This is a genomic window from Microbispora sp. CL1-1 (genome assembly GCF_012034195.1).
Taxonomy (GTDB): Bacteria; Actinomycetota; Actinomycetes; order Streptosporangiales; family Streptosporangiaceae; genus Microbispora.
Window position 1 is genome coordinate 55,923 of sequence record NZ_JAATEK010000017.1, and the last position, 24,299, is coordinate 80,221.

General features: G+C 70.2%; 24 protein-coding genes. 11 read left to right on the top strand and 13 right to left on the bottom strand.

Annotated elements, in window-relative coordinates; all coding sequences use genetic code 11:
• Positions 1-50 precede the first annotated feature (50 nt).
• From HCK04_RS20665 to hisC, 7 genes are all read left to right on the top strand, one after another.
• On the top strand, positions 51-1,313 hold the full coding sequence (locus tag HCK04_RS20665) for a nucleotide sugar dehydrogenase (RefSeq protein WP_142649018.1): 1,263 nt from the start codon (positions 51-53) through the stop codon (positions 1,311-1,313).
• A gap of 14 nt (positions 1,314-1,327) precedes the next feature.
• Positions 1,328-2,416, top strand: a complete 1,089-nt coding sequence (locus HCK04_RS20670; RefSeq protein ID WP_185949005.1) for a glycosyltransferase — start codon at positions 1,328-1,330, stop codon at positions 2,414-2,416.
• 113 nt (positions 2,417-2,529) lie between these two features.
• The gene (locus tag HCK04_RS20675) at positions 2,530-4,356 is read left to right on the top strand and encodes a DUF4434 domain-containing protein (protein WP_142649019.1); all 1,827 of its coding nucleotides are present in this window, start codon (positions 2,530-2,532) and stop codon (positions 4,354-4,356) included.
• Between the two features lie 289 nt (positions 4,357-4,645).
• The gene (locus HCK04_RS20680) at positions 4,646-5,233 is read left to right on the top strand and encodes a hypothetical protein (protein WP_142649020.1); all 588 of its coding nucleotides are present in this window, start codon (positions 4,646-4,648) and stop codon (positions 5,231-5,233) included.
• Between the two features lie 160 nt (positions 5,234-5,393).
• Positions 5,394-6,050 (top strand): NUDIX domain-containing protein, encoded by a 657-nt coding sequence (locus HCK04_RS20685; protein ID WP_079314646.1) that lies wholly within the window; start codon positions 5,394-5,396, stop codon positions 6,048-6,050.
• Positions 6,051-6,376: 326 nt separating this feature from the next.
• On the top strand, positions 6,377-6,853 hold the full coding sequence (locus HCK04_RS20690; RefSeq protein WP_142649021.1) for a hypothetical protein: 477 nt from the start codon (positions 6,377-6,379) through the stop codon (positions 6,851-6,853).
• Between the two features lie 75 nt (positions 6,854-6,928).
• On the top strand, positions 6,929-7,993 hold the full coding sequence (gene hisC, locus HCK04_RS20695; protein WP_142649022.1) for a histidinol-phosphate transaminase: 1,065 nt from the start codon (positions 6,929-6,931) through the stop codon (positions 7,991-7,993).
• 269 nt (positions 7,994-8,262) lie between these two features.
• Here hisC and HCK04_RS20700 read toward each other — a convergent pair whose 3' ends face one another.
• From HCK04_RS20700 to purD, 9 genes are all read right to left on the bottom strand, one after another.
• Positions 8,263-8,712 (bottom strand): Clp protease N-terminal domain-containing protein, encoded by a 450-nt coding sequence (locus tag HCK04_RS20700; RefSeq protein ID WP_142649023.1) that lies wholly within the window; start codon positions 8,710-8,712, stop codon positions 8,263-8,265.
• Positions 8,713-9,105: 393 nt separating this feature from the next.
• Complete coding sequence (locus HCK04_RS20705) at positions 9,106-10,068, bottom strand: EamA family transporter (protein ID WP_142649024.1); 963 nt, start codon at positions 10,066-10,068, stop codon at positions 9,106-9,108.
• A gap of 36 nt (positions 10,069-10,104) precedes the next feature.
• Positions 10,105-11,334: a transcriptional regulator gene (locus HCK04_RS20710; RefSeq protein WP_142616314.1), complete on the bottom strand. Its 1,230-nt coding sequence runs from the start codon at positions 11,332-11,334 to the stop codon at positions 10,105-10,107.
• A 277-nt stretch (positions 11,335-11,611) separates the two neighbouring features.
• Complete coding sequence (gene murA, locus HCK04_RS20715) at positions 11,612-12,889, bottom strand: UDP-N-acetylglucosamine 1-carboxyvinyltransferase (protein WP_142649025.1); 1,278 nt, start codon at positions 12,887-12,889, stop codon at positions 11,612-11,614.
• Positions 12,890-13,062: 173 nt separating this feature from the next.
• The gene (locus tag HCK04_RS20720) at positions 13,063-13,911 is read right to left on the bottom strand and encodes a phosphoribosylaminoimidazolesuccinocarboxamide synthase (RefSeq protein ID WP_142649026.1); all 849 of its coding nucleotides are present in this window, start codon (positions 13,909-13,911) and stop codon (positions 13,063-13,065) included.
• Positions 13,912-13,980: 69 nt separating this feature from the next.
• The gene (locus HCK04_RS43685; protein ID WP_260617349.1) at positions 13,981-14,106 is read right to left on the bottom strand and encodes a hypothetical protein; all 126 of its coding nucleotides are present in this window, start codon (positions 14,104-14,106) and stop codon (positions 13,981-13,983) included.
• Between the two features lie 4 nt (positions 14,107-14,110).
• Positions 14,111-14,362 (bottom strand): hypothetical protein, encoded by a 252-nt coding sequence (locus tag HCK04_RS41305; RefSeq protein WP_185949007.1) that lies wholly within the window; start codon positions 14,360-14,362, stop codon positions 14,111-14,113.
• A gap of 81 nt (positions 14,363-14,443) precedes the next feature.
• Positions 14,444-14,626: a DUF262 domain-containing protein gene (locus tag HCK04_RS20725; RefSeq protein WP_205830498.1), complete on the bottom strand. Its 183-nt coding sequence runs from the start codon at positions 14,624-14,626 to the stop codon at positions 14,444-14,446.
• Positions 14,627-14,711: 85 nt separating this feature from the next.
• Positions 14,712-15,953, bottom strand: coding sequence for a phosphoribosylamine--glycine ligase (gene purD, locus HCK04_RS20730; RefSeq protein ID WP_142649027.1), 1,242 nt, complete (start codon positions 15,951-15,953; stop codon positions 14,712-14,714).
• A 550-nt stretch (positions 15,954-16,503) separates the two neighbouring features.
• On the opposite strand from purD, the gene corA reads away from it, so the two are divergent.
• The 3 genes from corA (at position 16,504) to HCK04_RS20745 (ending at position 19,223) form a co-directional block, all read left to right on the top strand.
• Positions 16,504-17,625: a magnesium/cobalt transporter CorA gene (gene corA / locus HCK04_RS20735; protein ID WP_142649028.1), complete on the top strand. Its 1,122-nt coding sequence runs from the start codon at positions 16,504-16,506 to the stop codon at positions 17,623-17,625.
• A gap of 186 nt (positions 17,626-17,811) precedes the next feature.
• Positions 17,812-19,008: a cytochrome P450 gene (locus HCK04_RS20740; RefSeq protein ID WP_142649029.1), complete on the top strand. Its 1,197-nt coding sequence runs from the start codon at positions 17,812-17,814 to the stop codon at positions 19,006-19,008.
• Between the two features lie 20 nt (positions 19,009-19,028).
• On the top strand, positions 19,029-19,223 hold the full coding sequence (locus tag HCK04_RS20745) for a ferredoxin (RefSeq protein ID WP_142649030.1): 195 nt from the start codon (positions 19,029-19,031) through the stop codon (positions 19,221-19,223).
• Between the two features lie 181 nt (positions 19,224-19,404).
• On the opposite strand, the gene HCK04_RS20750 is transcribed toward HCK04_RS20745, so the two are convergent.
• From HCK04_RS20750 to fbaA, 4 genes are all read right to left on the bottom strand, one after another.
• Positions 19,405-20,331, bottom strand: coding sequence for a glycerophosphodiester phosphodiesterase family protein (locus HCK04_RS20750; protein WP_142649031.1), 927 nt, complete (start codon positions 20,329-20,331; stop codon positions 19,405-19,407).
• A gap of 73 nt (positions 20,332-20,404) precedes the next feature.
• Positions 20,405-21,688 (bottom strand): adenylosuccinate synthase, encoded by a 1,284-nt coding sequence (locus HCK04_RS20755; protein WP_142649032.1) that lies wholly within the window; start codon positions 21,686-21,688, stop codon positions 20,405-20,407.
• Between the two features lie 194 nt (positions 21,689-21,882).
• Entirely contained in the window at positions 21,883-22,305 is a 423-nt protein-coding gene (locus tag HCK04_RS20760) for a DUF3151 domain-containing protein (RefSeq protein WP_142649033.1), read from the bottom strand.
• 108 nt (positions 22,306-22,413) lie between these two features.
• Entirely contained in the window at positions 22,414-23,436 is a 1,023-nt protein-coding gene (gene fbaA / locus HCK04_RS20765; RefSeq protein ID WP_142649034.1) for a class II fructose-bisphosphate aldolase, read from the bottom strand.
• 176 nt (positions 23,437-23,612) lie between these two features.
• Between fbaA and HCK04_RS20770 the strand changes: the two genes are divergently transcribed.
• Positions 23,613-24,293, top strand: coding sequence for a DedA family protein (locus HCK04_RS20770; RefSeq protein WP_260617350.1), 681 nt, complete (start codon positions 23,613-23,615; stop codon positions 24,291-24,293).
• The last annotated feature ends 6 nt before the right edge of the window (positions 24,294-24,299 follow it).

The following is a 24,299-nucleotide window of genomic DNA, read 5'->3' on the forward strand; positions in this document are numbered from 1 at the left end:
GCCACCATGAAGTGTTGTTTCCGCCCCCAGGTTCCCCCCAAGGCCTCGTCGTGACAGCCTTCGATCTCACGATCATCGGGCTGGGATACGTGGGCATGCCGCTGGCCAAGGAGGCCACGGCGGCGGGCCTGCGGGTGGCTGGTCTGGACGTCGACCCCCGTAAGGTCGAGGCCCTGAACGCCGGCCGCTCCTACATCGACGACCTGACCGACGCCGACCTCGACGCGATGCTCGCCGCCGGCTTCACGGCCACGCTGGACGCATCGGTGCTGTCGAAGTCGCGCACCATCGTCATCTGCGTCCCGACGCCGCTGGACGAGGACCACCGTCCGGACCTGTCGGCCGTGGAGGGCGCCACCAAGGTCGTCGCCGAGCACCTCCAGGAGGGCACGCTCGTCGTGCTGGAGTCCACCACGTGGCCCGGCACCACGGACGAGCTGGCGCGGCCGATCCTGGAGCAGTCAGGTCTGGTGGCGGGCAAGGACTTCTACCTGGCGTTCTCGCCGGAGCGGATCGACCCGGGCAACGCCAAGTTCGGCCTGCGCAACACTCCCAAGGTCGTCGGCGGCTACACCGCAGCCTGCAAGGAGCGGGCCGCCGCCTTCTACTCGCAGTTCGTCGAGCGGGTCGTGCCGGTCAGCGGCACCCGCGAGGCGGAGATGGCCAAGCTGCTCGAGAACACCTACCGGCACGTCAACATCGCCCTCGTCAACGAGATGGCGATCTTCTGCGACGAGCTCGGCGTCAACCTGTGGGAGGCCATCGAGGCCGCCTCCACCAAGCCGTTCGGTTTCCAGAAGTTCCTGCCGGGCCCCGGCGTCGGCGGGCACTGCATCCCCGTCGATCCGTCGTACCTGTCGTACACGGTGCGCAAGCTCGGCTATCCCTTCCGGTTCGTCGAACTGGCCCAGGAGATCAACGAGCGGATGCCGTCGTACGTGGTGGCCCGCGTGCAGCGGCTGCTCAACCGGGCACGCAAGCCCGTGAACGGCTCGCGCGTGCTGCTCCTCGGCGTGACGTACAAGCCGGACATCGCCGACGAGCGGGAGACACCGGCCATCCCCGTGGCCGAGGCGCTCCTCGAACTGGGCGCCGAGCTGGCGTTCTGCGATCCGTACGTGAAGGAGTGGTCGGTCGAGGGCAGGCGGATCCCCCGCGAGGAGGACCTGGCCGAGGCCGTGGCCGCCGCCGACGTGGTGGTCCTGCTCCAGCAGCACTCGGCCTTCGACCTCGACATCGTGGAGGAGCGAGCCCCTCTCGTCCTGGACACTCGCGGCGTGCTGGCCACGAGCGAACGCGTCGAGCGGTTGTAGGAAGGGTTTCGCGCGTGCACGTGCTCGTCATGACGGTGGTGCATCACCCCGAGGACGCCCGGATCCTGCACCGGCAGATCCGGGCACTCGTCGACGCCGGTCATGAGGTCACGTACGCCGCGCCGTACACCGCGCGGGGAGTCGTGCCGCGCTCCTGGGTGACGGGTGTGGACCTGCCCCGGGCCGCGGAGCGGCGCCGCGTGACCGCGGTGCGGGCCGCCCGCAAGCTCTTCAAGAGCATGCGGGGCAAGGTCGACCTGGCCCTCATCCACGACCCCGAGCTGCTGCTCGCGGTCGCCGGGGTGCGCGGCCGCCCGCCGGTCGTCTGGGACGTCCACGAGGACACGCCCGCGACGCTGTCGCTCAAGCCGTGGCTGCCGGCGTTCCTGCGCCCGCCGGTGCGCTTCCTCGCCCGGCTCCTCGAGACCACCGCCGAGCGGCGGCTGCACCTGCTGCTGGCCGAGGCGGCGTACGCGGGCCGGTTCAAGCAGCAGCACCTAGTGGTGCCGAACGAGACCTGGGTGCCCGACCGGGTCAGCCGGCCCGGCGACGACCGCGTCGTCTATCTCGGCTGGCTGTCGGAGGCCCGGGGCGTCCAGGAGGCCGTCGAGGTGGCGCGCCTGCTCCAGCCCCATCGGGTGGCCGTGGAGCTCATCGGCTACGCCGACCCGCAGAGCCGCCCCCTGCTGAACGAGGCCGTCGCCCAGGGCGTGCTGGAATGGCGCGACTTCATGCCGAACGACGAGGCGCTCAAGCGGCTCGACGGCGCGCTCGCCGGGCTCTCGCTGCTGCACGACGAGCCCAACTATCGCCACTCGATGCCCACGAAGATCGTGGAGTACATGGCGCACGGCATCCCGGTCATCACCACCCCCTCGCCGCGGGCCGTGGAGCTCGTGGAGCGCTACCAGTGCGGCCTCGTCGTCCCCTGGCAGGACCCTCAAGCGGTGGCGCGGGCGGTGCTCAAGCTCAGGGACAACCCCTTCGAGCGGATCGGCACCGGTGGACGCGGCTACGCCGCCGCGCGGGCGAACCACCACTGGCCCAACTCCGCACGCCGCTTCGTCACCCAGTTAGAGGCGTGGGCGGGCGTCAAGAGCTGAACGCGTGGTGAACACTCCCGCAGGCGGCCGCTGAGGCCGGCCCGGCAGTGCGCACATCCGGGTAGGCTGGGCGCGGCAAGATCATTTGAACGACGGGCGGTAGTGTCCTGAAAGTGCGCTGGCTCACTCTGATCCTGGGTGTGGCGATCCTCGCCGGCGTCGCATCAGTGGTGATCGTCCTCCGTGACGGAAGCACCGGCTCCGGCACCGCCAGCGCCGGGCAGACCGTCCCCTCGACCCCCATGGTGGGGTCGCCGACGCACAGCGTGTTCACCGACCCCTGCGGGACGTTCGAGACCGCGGCGACCACGCCGTACGCCGTGAGCGGCTACTGGCTCATCCCGACCTCCGACCCCTGCACCTGGCGACGCCAGCTTGAGGCCATCCACCGCCTTGGCGGGGACACCGTCGTACGCCTCGGGTTCGGCCTGTCGCCGCGCAAGACCGACGATGAGGGGCAGGTCCTGGAGGCCTCGACCCCCGAGGGCAAGGCGCCCAAGCCCGACGCCAGGTTCGCCCGCTGCGTCGAGAACGGGCTGCCGTGCATGAAGGCGGCGGAAAAGGAGCTCCAGGCGGCCAACCCGGGCAACCGCATCACGAGGACGTACGTCTACCGCACCGACGAGCGCTTCGGCCCCGGCATCTTCCGCTGCCCCCAGATGGAGCACGAGATCGTGGTGGGGGACGCCGTCTTCTTCCGGCTCATCGCGCCCGAGGACGGCTCGGACGACCCCACCTGCGACTTCAGCCGTGAGGGGCGCGGCTATCACCTGATCCTCGTCTCGGCGGGCACCAGGGACAGCCTCAGCGAGCTGCTCGACCTCGGCGACCGGTTCGGCATCAAGGTCTTCCCCGCCCTGCCGCTCGCCCCGCGCGACCCCGAGGAGTCGACCCGGGCCGACCCCCGCCACATCGGCACGCTCACCACGCTGACCCGGCGGGTGCTCCAGGACTACGGCGACCGGTTCAAGGGCCGCGAGTCGCTGGGCGGCGTCTATCAGCCGTTCGAGCTGCAGTTGCGCGACTGGCCCGACCCGAGCAAGGTCGACACGCTCCAGGTGTACGCCGAGCAGCACCTGATCGTCGAGCAGGAGCTGCCGGACAAGCCGATCCTCGTGAGCCCCTACATCGACAGCCGCAGGCGGGTGAAGTACACCTCCACGCCCGCCCAGGTGGCGCAGGGCTTCAAGCAACTGGCACGCACCGGAGTCGAGATCATCGCGCCGCAGGACGGCCGGGGCACGGGCAAGGTCGGCCTGTTCTGGCCCAACTGGAAGAACAAGCCGGTGGACGACACCCTCAAACCGGTCGTCGGGGAGAGCACGTACGCCACGGCCTACTACGGCAGCACCCGCGACTACTACCGCGCGATGTCGCAGGCCCGCCAGGACCTGGTCCAGGAGGGCATCCAGGTGGAGCTGTGGGCCAACGTCGAGGCGTTCGAGCCGTCCACCTCGGCGGAGCCCTGCGGCCGTCAGGGCACCCGCGGGCGTACGGACAAGCCCCGGCTGGACACCCAGGTGACGCTCGCCGCGCCGTACGTGTCGAAGATCATCTCGTACATGTGGAGCGACTTCTTCACCTGCGGCTCGCCGTCGCTGTCGGAGGAGATCGCGGCCGACTGGGACCGTCCGATCCCGATCGAGGCGCAACGGCGCGCGCGGCAGATACAGGACGGCCTGGAGATCCGCGGCTACCACCTCGGCTCGGCCAAGGTCACGCTGAGCTGGCCGGGCCTGGACACGCCGCGCGTCGTCGACTCGGCCACGGTCGGCTGGCACGACACCACCCCGATCCCGGGGCTGCCCGCGGGCACGGAGAAGATCTGGATCCCGGTGGACTGGGCCACGGTCCCCGGCGACGTCTGGGTGCGGGTGGAGGTCACCTCCGCCGACGGCAGGAAGTCCGCCGAGCCCGTCTACTACCACAACACCGGCTGATCTCCCTGCCGCCGTGTCGCGCCGGAGGCGCGCAGTGGGTACGCGCCGGAGGCGCGTGCGGTGCAGGGGCGTGATGCGCGTGTCAAGCGTAGGGTGCGGCAATGTCCGGGCAAGGAACGGGCAATGCCGCGGCGGGGCTCGCGCGCGGCGCGCCCAGCCCGCTGATCTCCTTTGCCTGCGCCGCCGCCAGTGGATCTCCATGTCGCGGCGGCGTGATGGCCGGCCCATCCCCGCCGGCGCCGAGGTGCCTCCGCAACAGGGCACCCGACGATCGACAAGGAGACCGCACATGAACCGACTTCGTAACCTCCTGCCCGCGGGTATCGCGGCGGGCGCGCTGGTGACCGGGATGGCTCTGGCCGCCCCGGCGGCCACCGCCGCCCAGACCGCGAGCGGGCGTGCGAACGTCGTCACCGCGCTCGACTACAACAGCACCGGCTGGACCTACCGCCAGGTGCCCCCCACGACCCAGGTGCCGGACTTCGCCGACCGGGGGTTCGACGACAGCGGCTGGCCGCTGGGACAGGCCGGCTTCGGCACCACCAACGGCACCTGCTCGTGGAACAACGAGAACACCGTCAAGACCCCGTGGGCGGTCGACACCGACATCCTCGTGCGCCACTGGATCCACCTGCCGCGCGACGCCCAGCAGGTGCGCATCCAGGGCACGGTGGACAACGACGCGCAGGTCTACTTCAACGGCCACCTCGTGCAGAGCGTCAAGAGCGGCAAGTGCGCCGCCGGGGCGATCGACGTCGTGGTGCCCGTGGCCGACCTCGACTGCTGCAACCTGATCGCCGTACGCGGCCATGACGGCGGCGTGGCGACCTATCTCAACCTCCGGGTGACCTACGTCAAGCCCACGAACGCGTTCTGACCCACCCGGCCGTGCGTGGCCCGGCATCGGCCGTACGGTGCCGGGCGACGCCCGACGGGGGTTACGAGGGTGTGGAGCGGTGATGAAGCTCCCGTGCGGGGCCCGGCCGGCCTACCCAGGACGGCTCGAGCCGAGGCCCGCGTCCTGTAGCGTCATGGGCATGATCCCGCGTATTCCTGTCAGCGTGGATCTTGTCGTGCTCACCGTCAGGTCCCAGCAGCTCAGCGCACTCGTCTGGCGGCGCGACCGGCCGCCGTACGAGGGCCGGTGGGCGCTGTCCGGCGGGTTCATCAAGCTGGAGGAGGACCTGCCCGCCGCGGCGGCCCGCGTGCTGGCCGAACGGGCCGGTCTTCCCGGGGCCCCGGTCCATCTGGAACAGCTTCAGACCTACGGCTATCCGGACCGCGACCCGCGTCAGCGGGTGGTCAGCGTGGCCTATCTGGGTCTCGCTCCCGACCTGCCCGCGTCCACCGAGGCCCACATGAGCTGGCAGCCGGTGGCCGAGCTGACCGAGATGGCCTTCGACCACCGCAGGATCATGCTCGACGGCGTGGAGCGGGCGCGGGGCAAGCTCGAATACACCTCGCTCGGCGCGGCCTTCTGCCCGCCCGAGTTCACCGTCGCGGAGCTGCGCCGCGTCTACGAGATCGTCTGGGGACGCCCGCTCGACCCGCGAAACTTCCACCGGAAGGTCACCAAGACCGAGGGCTTCCTCGTGCCCACCGGGCGCACCACGACCCGCGACGGCGGCCGTCCCGCCATGCTCTACCGCCGGGGCCCCGCCGTGCTGCTCCACCCGCCCATGCTGCGCACCTGACCGGCCGCGCCGGCCGTTCCCCCGGACCGTCCCGGTTGCGTGCGCGACCTGCTGCGGTTCTGCGCGGTCCTCGGAGTCGTCCGCTTCCCCTGGCGAGACACACGCCTGGGACACGCTTCACCGTTTCGGCGGGTGGCTGTTCCCCCTGGCTGTTCGTGGGCGCTTCCGCGTGCGCGAGCGGCGAAGCGCGCGGCCGCATGCGGGCGGCGGGCGTCGTCGGTTCAGCGGGCGCGGTACGGCGGGCGTCGTCGGTTCAGCGGGCGTCAAGGGCCTTGAAAGCGGCCCGGGACACACTGCCGGCAACGACGAGGAAAGGACCCCCAGCCATGACCCTCACCCGCTCCCTCGCAGGCATCACGCTCGCTGCCGGCATCCTGGCCCTCGCCCCGCTCGCGACCGCGACGGCCGCCGAGGCCACCGCCGCCAAGTCCTGGGGCCCCTACTACGCCACCGGGTCGAAGGCCAAGGTCAGCGGCTCGCTGATCGCCGCGGCCAAGAGCGACCGGAGCCGGCCCGCGCCGTACGTCAAGGTCACCGGCAAGGTCACCAGCCTGAACCACACGTCGTCCACCTGCGGCTGGGCCCTGTTCCGCGTCAGCTACTTCGACGCCGCCAACAAGCCGCACCTGGCCTACCGCAACTACCGCACCTGCTCGTACGGCGCGAAGAAGACCTTCGCCTTCACCATCAAGAACGTCGGCGAGGTCGAGCTCAAGGTCTGCTCCGAGCGCAAGGCCACCAAGCCGTCCCTCACCTGCCAGTACGCCGGCAGCTGGAAGACGCTCTACGCCTACTACCAGTAAGACCGGGGCAGGAGAGTTATCCACAGGGGGCGTGCGGGGTGCCGCCGGGACAGGCGGATCTCCTATCGTTAGGGCATGCCTCGATTCCGCTCGATCCTCGACACCGTGCCGGCCTACAAGCCGGGCAAGGCCGTGGTCTCACCGGACGGCCGCTCCTACAAGCTGTCCTCCAACGAGAACCCCTTCGGACCCCTGCCGTCGGTGCTTGAAGCGATCGCGCGGGCGGCCACGGACGTCAACCGCTACCCCGATCCCGGCGCGGTCCGGCTCACCGAGACGCTCGCCGAGCGGCTCGGCGTGCCGTACGACCACGTGGCGCTGGGTGCCGGATCGGTCGCGGTCGCCCAGCAGATCCTGGAGGCGGTGGGCGAGCCCGGCGCCGAGGTGATGTACGCCTGGCGCTCGTTCGAGGCCTACCCGATGCTGGTCGGCTTCGCGGGCGCCACCTCGATCGAGGTGCCGCTGCGCGACGAGACGCACGACCTCGACGCCATGGCCGACGCCATCACGCCGGAGACGCGCCTGGTCTTCGTCTGCAACCCCAACAACCCGACCGGCACGGTCAACCGGGCCGACGAGCTCACGCGGTTCCTCGACCGCGTGCCCGAGAACGTCCTCGTCGTCCTCGACGAGGCCTACCGGGAGTACGTCAGGGACGCGGACGTGCCGGACGGTCTCACGTTCTATCGCGAGCGCCCCAACGTCGCCGTCCTGCGCACGTTCTCCAAGGCGTACGGCCTGGCGGGGCTGCGGGTCGGCTACCTGATCGGGCAGGAGCCCGTGGCCGCCGCGGTCCGCAAGACGCTGCTGCCGTTCGCGGTCAACCACCTCGCCCAGGCGGCCGCGATCGCGTCCCTGAAGGCCGAGGACGAGCTGCACGAGCGGGTCGAGACCGTGATCAAGGAGCGCGCCCGGGTCAGGGAGACGCTGCTGTCGCAGGGCTGGACCGTCCCGCCCACCGAGGCCAACTTCGTCTGGCTGCGCCTCGGCGAGCGCACGATGGAGTTCGCCGAGAAGTGCGCGGCCGTCGGGGTCGCGGTGCGCCCGTTCGCCGGCGAGGGGGCCCGGATCTCCATCGGCGACAGCGAGGCCAACGACGTCTTCCTCGCCGCCGCCGAGGCGTTCCGGAAGGACTCCTAGCAACGTCCACGGGGTGGAGGGAGCGGAGCGGAAGGGAACGAGGACCGCAGCGAAGGCCCAGCGGAGCGGGTTTCGCGAGGACCGGAGTTTCCTTCCGGCGCAGTGACCGACTTGCCCCAGGCCCGTGGATACGTCTGGTGCAGACCGGCAACGGTCTCCGCCACCTGCCGGCTTGCCCAAGATCTGTGAACGTCCCCCAGGCTTCGCGAGGAGCGGGGTTTCCGCACCCCGCCAGGGGGCCGTTCGAGGGGCGGGGTTTCCGCACCCCGCTAGGAGGCCGGGTAGTACTGCCGGATGAGCTCCTCCGTGGCCCGCGCCGCGTGGCCGGGATCGGCTCCGGAGGCGACCAGCACCCGCGTCGCCACGGTCTCGTGATCGCGGAGGAGCGCGAGCAGGATGTGCTCGGTGCCGATGCGGTCGTGGCCGCGCCGCACGGACTCCTCGTTCGACGCCTGGAGGACCGCGGAGGCGGTCGGGGTGAACGGCAGGGGCTCCGCCGTGGCGGACCGGCCGTGGCCGACGGTCTCCTTGACCCGGAGGCGCGCGTCCTCAAGGCTCAGGCCCAGGCTCGTGAGAACCTGGGCCGCCAGGCCACCGCCTTCGCGGAGCAGACCGAGCAGGATGTGCTCGGTGTCGATGGATGAGTGGCCGAGCGTCCGGGCCTCGTTCTGGGACAGGACGACGACCTGTCGTGCTCGATCGGTGAACTTCTCGAACATCGCGCGGTTCCTCGCAAAGCAGTGTCAGTGAACCCTTCCGGGTCCTGTCATGATCCGGTTGTCAGCGATCTTGTATATCGCGTGCGGCCGTCCATGGAGTCGCCCACCCTGACCGCCGCGGGATGCCCTCGCATTTGTCGTGCGAATATCGCGGGATAGTCGGCGGATCGCAGCGAAATCATGCGTCCGATTCGCGTGCGGCCTCGAATTACCGATTTCGCTCTCATGCCTCGCCAAGCCGGCCCCGTTTCCCGTTCGGTCCCCGTTTCCCGGTTCGGCCCGGTTTCCGGTTCGGCCCGGTTTCCGGTTCGGCCCGGTTTCCGGTTCGGCCCGGGTTCCAGGTCCGGCTCGGATTCCCGGCCCGGCTCATGCTCACGGTGCGGCGGCTCGCATTCACGGCTCGACGGCCGGCTGGGGCGCCGTGACGCGTCCGGGGCCCGCGGGGGCCTCCTCCTCCGGCGGCGTCGCGGGCCTCCCACGGCGCTCGGTGGAGACCACCAGCGCGACCCCCACGACGATCAGGACCCCCGCCACGAGCATGGCCGCGGTGACCGGCTCCGCCAGCACCGCCATCCCGAGCAGCACCGCCACCACGGGGTTCACGTACGCGTAGGTGGACACGAGCGAGATCGGCGCATGGCCGAGCAGCCAGATGTAGGAGGTGAAGCCCACGAGCGAGCCCACCAGCACCAGGTAGGCCAGGGCCGTCCACGACTGCCAGCTCACCTCGGCGAGGTGCAGCCGTTCGCCCTGCACGAGACCCATGACCAGCAGGGCGATGCCGCCCACGGCCATCTCGACCGTGCTGGCCACGAAGGGGTTCTTCGGCATCGGGATCCGGGGGGAGATGAACGACCCCACCGACCACGACAGCGAGCCCAGCAGCACGATGGTGATGCCTACGCCGCTGCCGGACGCGCCGCCGCCCCGCAGGGAGAGGAAGGCGACCCCGGCGAAGCCCACCAGCACGCCGGCCAGCGTCAGCACGTGCGGCCGGTCCCTGAACATCGTCCTGAGCACGATCAGCCACAGCGGGGTGGAGGCGACGAGCAGCGCGGCCAGGCCGCTGGAGATGTGCTGCTCGGCCACGGCGACCATGCCGTTGCCTCCGGCGAGGAGCAGCAGCCCGACGAGCGCGGCGCCGCCGAACTCCTTCCACCGCATGCGGAGCGGCACGGCCCTGACGAGCAGGACCGTGCCGAGAACCAGCGCCGCCGCGACGAAACGGAGTCCACCGCTTGTCATCGGCGGAAGGGTCTGGATGGCGATGGCGATGCCGAGGTACGTCGAGCCCCACACCACGTACACGGCGGCCAGCGCCAGCCACACCCGTGCGTCATGACCGTTTCGTTCCATGGGTCATGACAATAGACCGTTGTTTCCGGACGGCGATTACCGGTTCAGCTTCTCCACGATCAGCCGGTAGAGCTGCCGCGGCCGGCCCGGCTGGGGGGTGCGGTTGGGCGGAAGCGGCCACGCGAGTCCCTCGTCAACCAGCGTGCGCAGCAACCGCCTGGCCGTGCGGGGGGTCACCCCGAGCATGCGTCCGGCGCCCTCCGCGTCGACGACCGTGTCGCCGCCCTCCAGCTTGGCGGCCAGGCGCGCCAGCACCTCGACCCCTTTGGGCTTGACCGGTCCGCCCGGCTGGGGAGGCATCCGGGGCGGCGGCACCAGTGCGCGGCCCTCCCGGTCCACGGCGAAGCCCTGCGGCTGCTTGCCGCCCTGGGTGCGCGCGAGCGCGCCCCTGGCGTGCGTCTCGGCCTCGTGCGTGGTGCGGCCCATCCCCACACCCACCTCGACCGCCAGACCCAGCTCCTCGCGGATCCTGGCGGCGAACGGCAGCACCCGGAACCCGTCCGTGGCCGTCGAGATCGAGCCCTTCGTCGCGACCACGAGATAGCTGTGGTCGTCGATCGGCCACACGCTCGCGTTGATCCGGTTGGCCTCCTGCACCAGCAGGCGGTGCAGCGACAGCCGCAGCTCGTCGCGCCAGTAGCGCGGCGCGGCCCGCCGTACGGGCTCGCGCAGCGTCGGCACCTCGACCAGCACGACCGTGAGCTGCGACTCCTCCAGCCGGTGGCGGGCGCCGAGCAGCGCCGCCGTGTGCAGTGCCGTACGGACGGCCGCGGAGGTCGGCCTGACGGGCACCACCGGCACCCCGGCGGCGGTCAGCCGGTCGGCCACGCCCTGGACGCACGTGAGCGCGCCCGTCGTGGCCCCCTGGCGGAACAACCGCTCGTGGAAGGCGGTGATCGTGCCCACCGGGCCCGGCTCGTCTCGGCTGTGGACCTCACCGGAGGAGAGGTTGAGGTCCGTGTACGCCTCGTCGATGTCCGGCCGGCCGAGCACGTCGAGGCTCACCCGGCGCGGATCGATCCGCTCGTCCAGCGCGGCCCGTGCGATCGCCGCCACGAGCGCGGCCCCGCCGAGCTGCACATGCGTGGCCGGCATCGTGAGCACGCCGGCTCGCCGGGCGAGCTCGAAAGGCACCGGACTCGCGAACAGGCATGCGTCCACACCCGGACCGAGCCGGGTCACCTTGTCCGCCGCCTCCTGCTCGTCCCGGTATGCGGCGGCGACCAGCCGGCAGGGCACCGGGGCAGCCGAGTGCCCCATGAGCATCACCCGCTCGACCAGATCGTGTGACCCCACCACGCCGATGGTGAGGTCGGGTGTCACCGTGCCCAGACGTGACCCGCGCGGAGTGTCTTCCGTGCGTTCGACCAATGTTCGTCCCATCCCACGTCGCCCTCGTTGTTGTGGCTTCTCTTTGGAACGATCGCTGGTTAAGGCCGTAATGTCACGCCCAGATTTACCGGAATACCATTCTGGGTGGTCTGGGGGGTTCCTTAAATCGGAAGATCTGCGCTGGTCAGGGCATTAGTAAAGGTTTCCGGACTCACCCCTCGTCCGAAGTGGAAATTTCACGCACCACATCTGCGCCGAGAGCCTGCATACGCTGCGCGAGCGCGGCGTGGCCCCGGTCGATCAGATATCCGGACCCGATCGTGGTCTCGCCCTCCGCCGCGAGCCCGGCCAGCACGAGCGCGATGCCCGACCGCAGGTCGTGCGCAGTCACCTCGGTGCCGTGCAGCGGCGTCGGTCCGTGCACGACGGCCCGGCTGCCCTCGACCTCGACGTTCGCCCCCATCTTGTTCAGCTCGCCCGCGAGCGCGAAGCGGCCGTCGAAGATCCGCTCGTGGATGTAGCTGGAGCCCTCGGCGAGGCAGGCCACGGTCATCAGCGGCGACTGCAGGTCGGTCGCGAAGCCGGGGTAGGTGTCGGTGATGACGTTGATCGGCCGCAGCGGGCGGTTGCGGCGCACCTGGAGGACCGCGCCGTGGGTCTCGAACTCGACGCCCATCTGCTCCAGCTTCCACCGGACCACGCCGAGGTGCTCCAGGGAGGCGCCGACCAGGCTGACCTCGCCACCGGTGATCGCGGCGGCCATCGCGAAGACGCCCGCGTCGAGCCGGTCGGGCATGACGGTGTGCTCGACCGCGGTCAGCTCGTCGACGCCCTCGACCGTGATGAAGCCCGTGCCGCCGCCGCGGATGCGCGCGCCCATGCGGGTCAGCATCGTGATGACGTCGAGCACCTCGGGTTCGAGGGCCGCGTTCTCGATGACGGTGGTGCCCCGCGCCAGCGAGGCGGCCATGATCAGGTTCTCGGTGCCGGTGTGCGACGGGGTGTCGAGGTAGAGCGGGGCGCCGATCAGGCCGCCGGCCTTGATGTGGATGACGGATTCGCCCTCGTCCACCATCGCGCCCAGGCGCTTGTAGCCCAGGTAGTGGAAGTCGAGGTTGCGGCTGCCGAGGTTGCACCCGCCGATGCCCTCGATGATCGCCTCGCCCAGGCGGTGGAGCAGCGCGGGGACGAACAGCACCGACCCCCGGAACCGGCGGGCGATCTCCGCGGGCAGGACCGGGCTGGTCAGGCGGGAGGCGTCGATGACGAGCGTCCGCTCGCTCTCGTGGAACTCCACCTTCGCGCCCACGGCCTGCGCGAGCTCGACCGCCCGGCGCACGTCCTCGATGACGGGCACGTTGCGGAGCACCGTGCGGCCCTCGGCCGCGAGCAGCGCCGCCCCGATCATGGGCAGTACGGCGTTCTTCGCGCCCTGGATGAAGGCGGTTCCACGCAGTACGTTGCCACCGCGCACGCGGTAACGGACCATGAATTGCTCCTATTTCGGGGGAAGGATGGGGGACTCCCGTCAGCCGGCACCCGACGCGTCGGCGAGGACGATCGGCCTAGAGTAGCCGCTGTTCCAGGAGTTTCGGGGAGGAACTACCCCCAGAACGCATGGGGGAACGAGTCACTTGAGACTACTTGCGTGACCTGTGTGATTCAGCCGCGGAAACGCTCGCCGGTGAGCCGCTCGTACGCCTCGACATAACGGCTGCGGGTGCGCTCGACGATCTCGTCGGGCAGCGGCGGGGGCGCCTCGCCGGACGACCTGTCCCAGCCCGATTCGGGGGACAGCAGCCAATTTCGGACGAACTGCTTGTCGAACGACGGCTGGGAGTGGCCGGGCTCCCACTCGTCCAACGGCCAGAAGCGGGATGAGTCGGGCGTCAGCACCTCGTCGCCCAGCGTCAGCACGCCGTCGGCGTCCCAGCCCAGCTCGATCTTCGTGTCGGCCAGGATGATGCCGCGTTCCAACGCGATCTCGGCGCCGCGGCTGTAGACGTCGAGGGTGATCCGGCGCAGCTGCTCGGCCACGTCCTCGCCCACCTCGCCCACGACCTCCTCGTACGTCATGGGCTCGTCGTGCTCGCCCATGGGGGCCTTGGTCGACGGCGTGAAGATGGGCTCGGGCAGCCTGGACCCGTCGGTGAGCCCTTCGGGGAGCGGCACGCCGGAGACGACGCCCTCCCTGCGGTAGTCCACCAGCCCGGAGCCGGTGAGGTATCCGCGTGCCACACACTCCACCGGCACCATCCGCAGCCTGCGGCACAGCACGCCGCGGCCGGCGAACTCCGCCGGGACGTCGGTCGAGACCACGTGGTTGGGGACCACGTCCTTGAGCTGCTCGAACCACCACAGGGACAGCCGGGTGAGGATCTCCCCCTTGTCGGGGATGCCGGGTTCGAGCACGTAATCGAAGGCCGAGATGCGGTCGGAGGCGACCATCAGCAGCAGCCCGTCGGGGGTCTCGTAGAGGTCACGTACCTTGCCGGAGTGCAGGTGCTTCACCGTTCCATCTTCCCAGCTCTTCACCGCGCCTTGAGCAGCGGGAGCGTCCGCGGCCGCACCTCGATGTGATCACCCACGAACGGCGGGAACGGGTCCTCGGTCCGTGTACTCGAAGGTCACCCGGCCCGCTCGCATCGTGAGCATGCCGACCGGGCGTTCGCCGAGCAACACCTGAGCGGTGGTCTGTGTGCTCATGCGCTCACTCTGGCCTGATCAGATCGGGACCGTCCGGGAAACCGAAGAGCGCGTTCTCCTGGACGTGCTCCTCGACCGCCGTCGCGAGCTGGTCGAAACGGCGCGCGAGGAAGAGGTCCTCGTGTTCTGGAAGATCGCGCAGGGCGGCCTCGTCGATGACGTGGCTCCGTAGAATCTCGGGGTCCGCCTGGCCGATCGCCGCACGGATGGCCCGAGCGGGGACGTCACGAGGATGAACGAGGTGCTGGCCGTCCACCACCCAGCACGCGTCGGCCGCCTCGGGCGCGTCGATCCTCAGCGGCCCGATGTCTGGACGCGCGGCGGCGGCCGGCCGCTGTCACATGAGCAGGGCGCCGATGGGATAGCCGCGCAGGACGCTGTCGAACAGCCTGACGACGTCGTCCCGGTCCCAGCGGAAGGAACGCTGGAAGGACGGAATGCGCAGCCGTCCGTCGCGCACCAGGCCAGGGAGGTACGCGAGACGGATCTCCTCGACCCGTGGCCTGGCGACCGCGGCCATGCGCCCTCCCCTCCGCTGATCAGATCGTATGTCCGCACACGAGTCGTGCACCAACCGTTAGGCGGACATCACCGATCGTCAGGCGTCAGGAGGACGCTGCGGCGAGGGCGATGTCGGAGCGGTGGTGGGAGCCGCGCATCGTGATCTGCTCCAGCGCCTCGTAGGCCCGGGCCCTGGCCTGGGCGACGTCGGCGCCCGTGCCGACCACGTTGAGCACCCGCCCGCCGTTCGACACGACCCGGTTGGCCTCGTCGAGGGCCGTGCCCGCGTGCAGCACGTACGCGCCCTCGACCGTCACAGGGAGCCCGGCGATCGGGTCGCCCTTCACCGGGTCGGCCGGGTAGTTCTCGGCGGCGAGCACCACGGTCACGGCCGCGCCGTCCCGCCACCGCAGCGGCGGATGCCCGGCGAGCGTGCCGGTCGCGCACGCGAGCAGCAGCCCGCCCAGGGGGGTCTCCAGCCGGTCGAGCACGACCTGGGTCTCCGGGTCGCCGAACCGCGCGTTGAACTCGATGACCCGCGGCCCGGACGAGGTCAGCGCCAGCCCGGCGTACAGCACTCCCGTGTACGGCGTGCCGCGCCGCGCCATCTCGGCCACGGTCGGGCGCACGATCTCGGCCATCACCCGCTCGGACAGGCCCTCCGGGGCCCACGGCAGCGGGGTGTAGGCCCCCATGCCGCCGGTGTTGGGGCCCTTGTCGCCGTCGTAGGCCCGCTTGAAGTCCTGGGCGGGCTGCAAAGCAACCGCATCGGTCCCGTCGCACAGCGCGAACAGCGACACCTCGGGGCCGTCGAGAAACTCCTCGATGACGACCCGGCCGCATGCCCTGGAGTGCTCCAGGGCCTCCTCGCGGCTGTCGGTCACGACCACGCCCTTGCCCGCGGCCAGCCCGTCGTCCTTCACGACGTACGGCGCGCCGAACGCGTCGAGCGCCGCCGCGGCCTCCTCCTGCGTGGTGCAGGTGTACGCACGGGCGGTCGGCACCCCGGCGGCGGTCATCACGTCCTTCGCGAACGCCTTGGACCCCTCGATCCGCGACGCCTCCGCCGACGGGCCGAAGCAGGCGATCCCGGCGGCCCTGACCGCGTCGGCGACCCCGGCGACCAGCGGCGCCTCGGGGCCGATCACGACGAGGTCGGCGCCCAGCCGTTCGGCGAGCGCGGTCACGGCCGCCCCGTCGGTGGGCGTGACCTGGTGCAGGGTGGCCACCTCGGCGATCCCGGCGTTGCCGGGGGCGCAGTGGACCTCTACGACGGCGGGGTCGAGCCGCAGGGTCCGGCACAGAGCGTGCTCACGACCCCCGGAACCGATGACAAGTACGCGCACCCGACCATTGTCGCAGTCTTTGCCCGCCACACCTCCGGCGCGGCACCACCGCCCCCGCGCCATCGCCCCCGCGCCATCGCCCCCGCGCCATCGCCCCCGCGCCGCCGTCCCCGCGCCGCCGTCCCCGCGCCGCCGTCCCCGCGCCGCCGTCCCCGCGCCGCCGCCCCCGACACCCGCCGGCGCGGCGACCCCGGCGTCGCGCCGTCCCCGCGCCCAGGCGGAGCGGTTTGGGGGTGGATACACATCGATGGCCAGTTTGTACGGGCGCTTTTTGGCAAGAAGTGCATGATCGACGGCACTTGACGCGGGTACGCTGGAACAGGTGTCCAACGGCCGTGTGGTAGGTTAGACAGGCTTCGCGCTGTCTCGTGGCGATTGGAGGTGGTCTGGGATGAATTCTGGTGATCCCGTCAGTACGTGCTCGCGCACGTACGTCGTGCGCATTCCCGACCACTCCGAAACTGAAGCCCGAGGGGCAGCTCACGCCTGTATGAAGGGGTGACATCACGTCGCGCGTAGAGCGTGCCGGCTCGGGCGGGAAGGGACCGCCATGCGCTCCTCTCTGCTCTTTCCCCGCATCAACAGGCACACCCGGGTCATGCCCACGCGCCTCGGCGCGGCGCCGATGAAGAACGTGGAGCCGATCGTCCGCTGTGTGCCGCCGAGCAATTCCCTCGTCGAGTTCGGCGCGTACGTCGGCGGCAAGAAGGTCGAGGCCGGCGGCATTCCCGAGGCCGTGCGCCTGGTACGCGAGCACAACGAGGTCAACGAGGTGCCCGACGCGTACGTCTGGGTCGGGCTGCACGAGCCCGCCGCGCCCGAGGTCGAGTGGCTCGCCGAGGTGTTCGGCCTGCACCCGCTCGCCGTAGAGGACGCCATCAAGGCCCACCAGCGTCCCAAGGTCGAGCGCTACGGCGACTCGCTGTTCGTGGTGCTCAAGACCGTCGCGTTCCTCGACCACGAGGTGTCGGCGGCGAGCAGCGAGATCATCGGCACCGGCGAGATCATGGTGTTCGTCGGGCCCGACTTCGTCGTGACCGTACGGCACGGCCGCTACTGCCCGCTCGGTGAGATCCGCGAGAAGCTGGAGGCCAAGCCGAAGCTGATCGCCCGCGGCCCGACCGGCGTCCTGCACGCCATCGCCGACCACGTCGTGGACAAGTACCTTCAGGTCGCCGACCTCATGCAGGCCGAGCTCGAAGAGGTCGAAGCGGCCGTCTTCGCGGAGGTCAGCTCCCGCGACATCAACCGGATCTACCAGCTCAAGCGCGAGATGCTGGAGCTCAAGCGCGCGGTCGGACCGCTCCAGACCCCCTTCAACGCCCTTCCCCAGCGGCGCAGCATCCCCTCCGAGATGCGTGAGTACTTCCGCGACGTCGGCGACCACCTGTCCCGCGTGTGCGAGGCGGTCCAGGCGTCCAACGAGCTGTCCGACTCGATCCTCCAGGCCGCGCTGGCCCGCTCCAACGCCCTCGCCAACGAGGACATGCGCAAGATCTCCTCGTGGGTGGCGATCATCTCGGTCCCCACGATGATCGCCGGCATCTACGGGATGAACTTCGAGCACATGCCCGAGTTGCGGTCGGTCTACGGCTACCCGATCGTCATCGGCGTGATGGTCGTCGCCTGCACGCTCCTGCACCGCGCCTTCCGCCGCAACGGCTGGCTCTGACCTCCCCTTTTCCCCCGGGACGCCGCCCCACGGGCGTCCCGGCGGGTGCCGACCGTTTCGGACTGCGTACGCTTCGTGACCGGAATCATGAACAATCGGTCATTGCTATCTGTCAAATGATGTTGTTAGGTGGGGGGAGCGGGCCGCTCGACACATCGACCGTTTCCACTCTCGCAGGAGCGTGTCATGACAGAGGCGACACCCCGGCTGGCCACCTATCCCCTCGCTCGCGAACGTGCCTTCGACCCACCGGACGAACTGGCACGCCGCCGCGCCGAGGCGCCGATCCAGCGGATGACGTACGCGGACGGGCACGAGGGCTGGCTGGTGACGGGTTATGCCGAGGCGCGTGCCATCCTGGCCGACAACCGCTTCAGCACCCGCCCCGAACTGTTGCACTCGCCGATCCCCCAGCGCAGCGAGTTCCGCAGTGAGCCGCTGACGCCGGGGTTCTTCATCCGCATGGACGCCCCCGCCCACACCCGCTATCGCCGCCTGCTGACCGGGCAGTTCACGGTGCGGCGGATGAAGCAGCTCGAACCGAGGATCCAGGAGATCACCGAGAGCCGCCTCGACGCCATGGAGCGCGAGGGCGCCCCCGCCGACCTCGTCGAGTCGTTCGCACTCCCCATCCCCTCGCTGGTCATCTGCGAGCTGCTCGGCGTGCCGTACGAGGACCGGGGGAAGTTCCAGCACGACTCGGCGGTGCTGCTGGACCTGAGCTCCTCGATCGAGGAGGTCCGGGCCGCGGTGCAGGACCTGTACTCCTACCTGCACGGCCTCGTCCTGGCGAAGGCCAAGGAGCCCGCCGACGACATCCTGAGCGGCCTGGTCGCGGGCGGGGAGCTGACGCACGAGGAGATCGGCGGCGTCGGGCTGCTGCTGCTCATCGCGGGCCACGAGACGACCGCCAACATGCTCGGCCTGGGCACGTTCGCGCTGCTGACGAACCCCGACCAGCTCGCCGTCGTGCGGGACGACCCGGCCGCCGTCGAGAACGCGGTGGAGGAGCTGCTGCGCTACCTCAGCATCGTGCACATCGGACCAACCCGTACGGCCCTGGAGGACGTGGAGGTCGGCGGCTGCCTGATCAGGGCAGGCGAGGCCGTGACGCTGTCGGTGGCGGCGGCGAACCGCGATCCCGAGCGGTTCGAGGGCGGCGACACGCTCGACGTGACCCGGCCGGCGCACGGGCATCTGAGCTTCGGGCACGGCATCCACCAGTGCCTCGGCCAGCAGCTCGCCCGGATCGAGATGCGCATCGCCTATCCCGCCCTGCTGCGCCGCTTCCCCAACCTGCGCCTGGCCGTGCCCGCGCACGAGGTGCCGATGCGGTCCAATATGGCCATCTATGGTGTGCACCGCCTGCCGGTGCTGTGGTGAGGAAGGTCGCAGGGGGAACGATGAAGATCAAGGCGGACACCGGACGGTGTATCGGTGCGGGGATGTGCGTGCTCACGCTGCCCCGGGTGTTCGACCAGAGCGAGGACGACGGCACGGTCGTGGTGCTCGACGCCGAGCCTCCGGCCGACCTCGAGTCCGGGGTGAAGAGGGCCGTGCAGCTCTGCCCGTCCGGCGCGCTGTCCGTGGAGGAGTGAGCCGAGCGGGCCGTGTGACGGCGACACGCAGGGGCGGGTGACGCTCGGCTACTTGACGGGCACGGTCCGGTGCGCTTGGCTGTACGTCGGCTGTGAAGCCATTCTTGTGGGTGACCCTGGAGCCCCGCCTCGGTGGTTGTGAAACCGCCCACGGCGGGGCTCTTCCTTTGCGCTGTACGGCTCAGGCTCCTACGGGCCGTAGCGGGGTCACCGGGCCGGGCAGCGGCAGGCCGCGGGCCTTCCAGAGGCGGCGCATGCGGTCGGGGTAGTCGGTGACGATCCCGGCCACCCCCATGTCGATCAGCCGGGCGGCCTCGTCGGCGTCGTTGACCGTCCAGACGACGACCGGCAGGTTCTGCCGGGCCGCCCCCGTCATCAGCGCCTCGTCGACGAGCACGCGGTCGGGGGACAACGCCGTCGCCCCCACCGCCGCGGCCGCCGCCGCGAGGTCGCCGCCGACCTCGCCGAGACGGATGCCGTTCATCCAGGCGGGGGTCATCGTGTCGCGCTCGACCAGGGCGTACCGCCGCTCCAGCATCGGCCGGGCGATCTCCAGGAGGCGCCAGTCGAAGCTGAGCAGCGCCGCCCTCGACAGCCGGTCGTGCCGGTCGAGCTCGTGGACGACCTCCTCGACGAAGCGGCGCGGGTCGGCGCACAGGTCGGGACGGGTCGGATCGGACTTCAGCTCCACGTGGAGGCGCACGTGGTCGGCGCCGAGGGCGCCGATCAGGCCGAGCACCGCCCCGAGCGTCGGCATCCGGGTGTCCGGCAGCGGCACCTGCGTGAGCGCGAAGCGGTCGTCCGGCCGCTCGGGCAGCCGTACGCCGACGTCGAGGGTGCGCAGCTGCGGCAGGGTGAGCGCGATGATCGGCTTGCCGACGTAGGGGAACATCTCGTCGCCGGGAACGGCCATGCCCGTGTCGGCGCTGGTGACCGCGGACACGTGCAGGTCGTGGGTGAGCACGAGCTGTCCGTCCGCGGACATGGCGACGTCGAACTCGAGTGCGTCGACCCCCAGCTCCAGCGCGAACGCCAGGCCGGGCAGGGTGTTCTCGGGCCGCAGGCCCCGCGCTCCACGGTGCCCGTGCAGCTCAACGTATCCATGCACAGCGGCGTACCTTACCGCCTCGCCTGTCCGCGGCCCGGAACCCGCCGGTTCCGGGCGCGTACCCCACGAACCATCAGATCAGGGAACGAATCTGGATGGTCTGCGTGCGGCCCGGACCGACGCCGATGGCGGAGATCGGGGCGCCGCTCATCTCCTCCAGCGCCCTGACGTACGCCTGCGCGTTCGGCGGCAGGTCCTCGAACGTCTTGGCACCGGTGATGTCCTCCTGCCAGCCGGGCAGCTCCTCGTAGATCGGCGTGGCGTGGTGGAACTCGGTCTGCGTCATGGGGATCTCGTCGTGGCGGACGCCGTCCACGTCGTACGCCACGCAGACCGGGATCCGCTCCAGGCCGGACAGCACGTCGAGCTTGGTCAGGAAGAAGTCGGTCACGCCGTTGATCCGGGTGGCGTACCGCGCGATGACCGCGTCGAACCAGCCGCAGCGGCGGTTGCGGCCGGTGGTGACGCCGTACTCGCCGCCGGTCTGGCGCAGCCAGTCGCCCTGCTCGTCGAGCAGCTCGGTCGGGAACGGCCCGGACCCCACGCGCGTGGTGTACGCCTTGAGGATGCCGATGATCCTGGTCAGGCGGGTGGGCGGGATGCCGGAGCCGGCGCAGGCGCCGCCGGAGGTGGGCGAGCTGGAGGTCACGAAGGGATAGGTGCCGTGGTCGATGTCGAGCAGCGTGCCCTGCCCGCCCTCCAGAAGCACGACCTTGTCCTGGTCGAGCGCCCGCGAGAGCACGAGCGAGGTGTCGGCGATGTGGGGGCGCAGCCGCTCGGCGTAGCCGAGGTACTCCTCCAGCACCTTCGCCGGGTCGATCCCGCGGCGGTTGTAGATCTTGGTGAGGATCTGGTTCTTCTCGCCCACCGCGGCCTCGATCTTCTTGCCGAGGATGCCGGGGTCGAGCAGGTCCTGGACCCGGATGCCCATGCGGTAGATCTTGTCGCCGTACGCCGGGCCGATGCCGCGGCCGGTCGTGCCGATCTTGGCCTTGCCCAGGAAACGCTCGCTGACCTTGTCGATGGCCTTGTGCTGGGGCATGATCAAATGAGCGTTGGCCGAGATCAGCAGCCGGTCGCAGGAGATGCCCCGCTCGGCCAGCCCGTCGATCTCGCCGAGCAGCACGCCCGGGTCCACCACCACGCCGTTGCCGATCACCGGGACCACGTCGGGGGAGAGCACGCCCGTCGGAAGCAGGTGCAACGCGTACTTCTGGTCGCCGATGACGACGGTGTGGCCCGCGTTGTTGCCACCCTGGTAACGCACGACGTAGTCGACGTCACCACCAAGCAGGTCGGTGGCCTTCCCCTTGCCCTCATCGCCCCACTGGGCGCCAACGAGAACGACAGCCGGCATGGTTCAACTCCCGCACCAAGACGAAAAGCCCCTGACGCAAGCGCGGCAGGGGCCTCTTGCACACAGAGACTACCTGAGGGGCATGCCGACGGTGAACGGAGTCTTAAGTCACAAGACGGATTGATTGTCCCGCTTAATGCCCCGTTTGGGCGGTTTGTCCAGGAGTCATCCAGGCAATTCGTTAAAGAGATCGTTCAGGGGTTGGGTGCGAGCGCCTCCGCGGCCTCCCGGCTGCTGTCACGCAGGAACTGGGCGCAGCGCTCGGCCTCGTCCTTCTCGCCGATCGCCTGTGCCGCCCGGGCCAGGGCGTTCAGACAGCGCAGGAACCCCCGGTTGGGCTCGTGCTCCCACGGGATCGGCCCGTGCCCCTTCCAGCCCGCCCGGCGCAGCTGGTCGAGACCCCGGTGATAACCGGTGCGCGCGAACGCGTACGAGGTGACGGCGTGACCCGCGGCGAAGTAGTCGTCGGCGAGAGCGGCCCAGGCCGCGGAGTAGGCGGGGAAACGGGCTGCCACGTCGGCCGCCTTGGCGCCCGACTCGAGCATCTGCCGCGCTTCGGGGTTGTCCGGCAGCAGGGTGGGCGGCGGGCCGGCAAGGAGGTTCTCGTGCGATTCCATGGGGACAGTCTTACCCGTCCAAGAGCCACACGGGTATGGGCGGCCCGGTGGGAACCGAAGACCGATACAAGAATGCGGCTTCGCGTTTCCCGCCGGGCCGTGCCCTGACTACTTGAGCTTGGTGCCCGCGGACTTGAGCTGCTGGCACGCCTCGACGATGCGCGCGGCCATGCCGGCCTCGGCGGCCTTGCCGTACGAGCGCGGGTCGTAGGCCTTCTTGTTGCCGACCTCGCCGTCGACCTTCAGCACGCCGTCGTAGTTGCGGAACATGTGGTCCACGATCGGGCGGGTGAAGGCGTACTGCGTGTCGGTGTCGATGTTCATCTTCACCACACCGTACGAGATCGACTCGCGGATCTCCTCCAGGGTGGAGCCGGAGCCGCCGTGGAAGACCAGCGAGAACGGCTTCTCCTTGCCGTACTTGGCGCCGACTGCCTCCTGGATCTCCTTGAGCACGCTCGGGCGCAGCTTGACGTGGCCCGGCTTGTACACGCCGTGGACGTTGCCGAAGGTGGCGGCCACGATGTAGCGGCCACGCTCGCCGAGGCCGAGGGTCTCGGCGACGGCCAGGGCGTCCTCCGGCGTCGTGTACAGCTTCTCGTTGATCTCGCCGACGATGCCGTCCTCCTCACCGCCGACCACGCCGATCTCGATCTCGAGGACGACCTTGGCGGCGGCGGTCTTGTCGAGCAGCTCGCTCGCGATCTGGAGGTTCTCGTCCAGCGGCACGGCGGAGCCGTCCCACATGTGCGACTGGAACAGCGGGTCCTGGCCGCGCGCGACGCGCTCGGCGGAGATCTCCAGCAGCGGGCGGACGAAGGAGCCGAGCTTGTCCTTCGGGCAGTGGTCGGTGTGCAGCGCCACCGTCACCGGGTACTTCTCGGCGACCACGCGGGCGAACTCGGCGAACGCCACCGACCCGGTGACCATGTCCTTCACGGTGGTGCCGGAGAGGAACTCCGCGCCACCGGTCGACACCTGGATGATCCCGTCACTTTCCGCCTCCGCGAAGCCGCGCAGCGCGGCGTGCAGGGTCTGCGACGAGGTCACGTTGATCGCCGGGTAAGCGAAACCGCCCGCTTTGGCGCGGTCGAGCATCTCGGCGTAGACCTCTGGAGTCGCGATAGGCATGCGAAGTCATCTCCTTCTGACGGTATGCGGCGTGGCAAGTATCCCGAAGGGCGGGCCGATCGGGAAAGCCGGGTATGCGGGGCACCGGGAAAGCCGCGGTCATTCCGCGATTCACGGTTTTCCACAGCCCTGCCGCTTCTCAGTCTGATCTCACCCGGGACGGGTAGGCTCGCCCCGTGGACGTGCTCTTGGACCTTCTTGACCCGAAGTGGTGGCTGAGCATGCTCGGCGCCTTCGCGACGATCGGCGTCATCGCCATCGTATTCGCCGAGACCGGGCTGCTCGTCGGGTTCTTCCTGCCCGGTGACTCGTTGTTGGTGACCGCTGGAATTTTCAGCACCGTCGCCGCAGCGGAGGGATTCGGGATCGCGCCGCTGTCACTGCCCACTCTGTTGATCGGCGCACCGCTCGCGGCCATCGCCGGAGCGCAGTTGGGCCACTTCCTGGGGGCGAAGGTCGGGCGAAAGATGTTCGACAAGCCCGACTCCCGGCTGTTCAAGAGGGAGCACGTCGAGAAGGCGGAGTACTACTTCGAGAAGTTCGGCCCCGCGAAGGCCGTGGTCGCCGCGCGGTTCATGCCGATCGTCCGCACCTTCATGAACCCGGTGGCCGGCGTGCTGGAGATGGACGCGCGCCGTTTCTTCGTCTGGAACGCCCTCGGCGGGGTCGTCTGGGTCGAGGCCCTGCTGCTGCTCGGCTATTTCCTCGGCAGCAAGGTCGAGGGCATCGACAGGTTCATCCTTCCGGGCGTCTTCGTCGTCGTCCTCCTGTCGGTGATCCCGATCGTGCGCGAGGTCCTGAAGAACCGCAAGGCCGCCGCCGCCGTCCCCAAGGGCCGACACCACGCACCCCGGTAAAGCGTC

Excerpts from the sequence above, each read along its gene's own strand:
- fbaA (WP_142649034.1), bottom strand. The coding sequence starts at position 23,436 with ATGCCTATCGCGACTCCAGAGGTCTACGCCGAGATGCTCGACCGCGCC.
- HCK04_RS20740 (WP_142649029.1), top strand. The coding sequence starts at position 17,812 with ATGACAGAGGCGACACCCCGGCTGGCCACCTATCCCCTCGCTCGCGAA.
- HCK04_RS20745 (WP_142649030.1), top strand. The coding sequence starts at position 19,029 with ATGAAGATCAAGGCGGACACCGGACGGTGTATCGGTGCGGGGATGTGC.
- HCK04_RS20705 (WP_142649024.1), bottom strand. The coding sequence starts at position 10,068 with ATGGAACGAAACGGTCATGACGCACGGGTGTGGCTGGCGCTGGCCGCC.
- HCK04_RS43685 (WP_260617349.1), bottom strand. The coding sequence starts at position 14,106 with ATGAGCACACAGACCACCGCTCAGGTGTTGCTCGGCGAACGCCCGGTC.
- HCK04_RS20680 (WP_142649020.1), top strand. The coding sequence starts at position 4,646 with ATGAACCGACTTCGTAACCTCCTGCCCGCGGGTATCGCGGCGGGCGCG.
- HCK04_RS20700 (WP_142649023.1), bottom strand. The coding sequence starts at position 8,712 with ATGTTCGAGAAGTTCACCGATCGAGCACGACAGGTCGTCGTCCTGTCC.
- murA (WP_142649025.1), bottom strand. The coding sequence starts at position 12,889 with ATGGTCCGTTACCGCGTGCGCGGTGGCAACGTACTGCGTGGAACCGCC.
- HCK04_RS20725 (WP_205830498.1), bottom strand. The coding sequence starts at position 14,626 with ATGGCCGCGGTCGCCAGGCCACGGGTCGAGGAGATCCGTCTCGCGTAC.
- HCK04_RS20690 (WP_142649021.1), top strand. The coding sequence starts at position 6,377 with ATGACCCTCACCCGCTCCCTCGCAGGCATCACGCTCGCTGCCGGCATC.
- HCK04_RS20710 (WP_142616314.1), bottom strand. The coding sequence starts at position 11,334 with ATGCTCATGGGGCACTCGGCTGCCCCGGTGCCCTGCCGGCTGGTCGCC.
- HCK04_RS20755 (WP_142649032.1), bottom strand. The coding sequence starts at position 21,688 with ATGCCGGCTGTCGTTCTCGTTGGCGCCCAGTGGGGCGATGAGGGCAAG.
- HCK04_RS20685 (WP_079314646.1), top strand. The coding sequence starts at position 5,394 with ATGATCCCGCGTATTCCTGTCAGCGTGGATCTTGTCGTGCTCACCGTC.
- HCK04_RS20760 (WP_142649033.1), bottom strand. The coding sequence starts at position 22,305 with ATGGAATCGCACGAGAACCTCCTTGCCGGCCCGCCGCCCACCCTGCTG.
- corA (WP_142649028.1), top strand. The coding sequence starts at position 16,504 with ATGCGCTCCTCTCTGCTCTTTCCCCGCATCAACAGGCACACCCGGGTC.
- hisC (WP_142649022.1), top strand. The coding sequence starts at position 6,929 with ATGCCTCGATTCCGCTCGATCCTCGACACCGTGCCGGCCTACAAGCCG.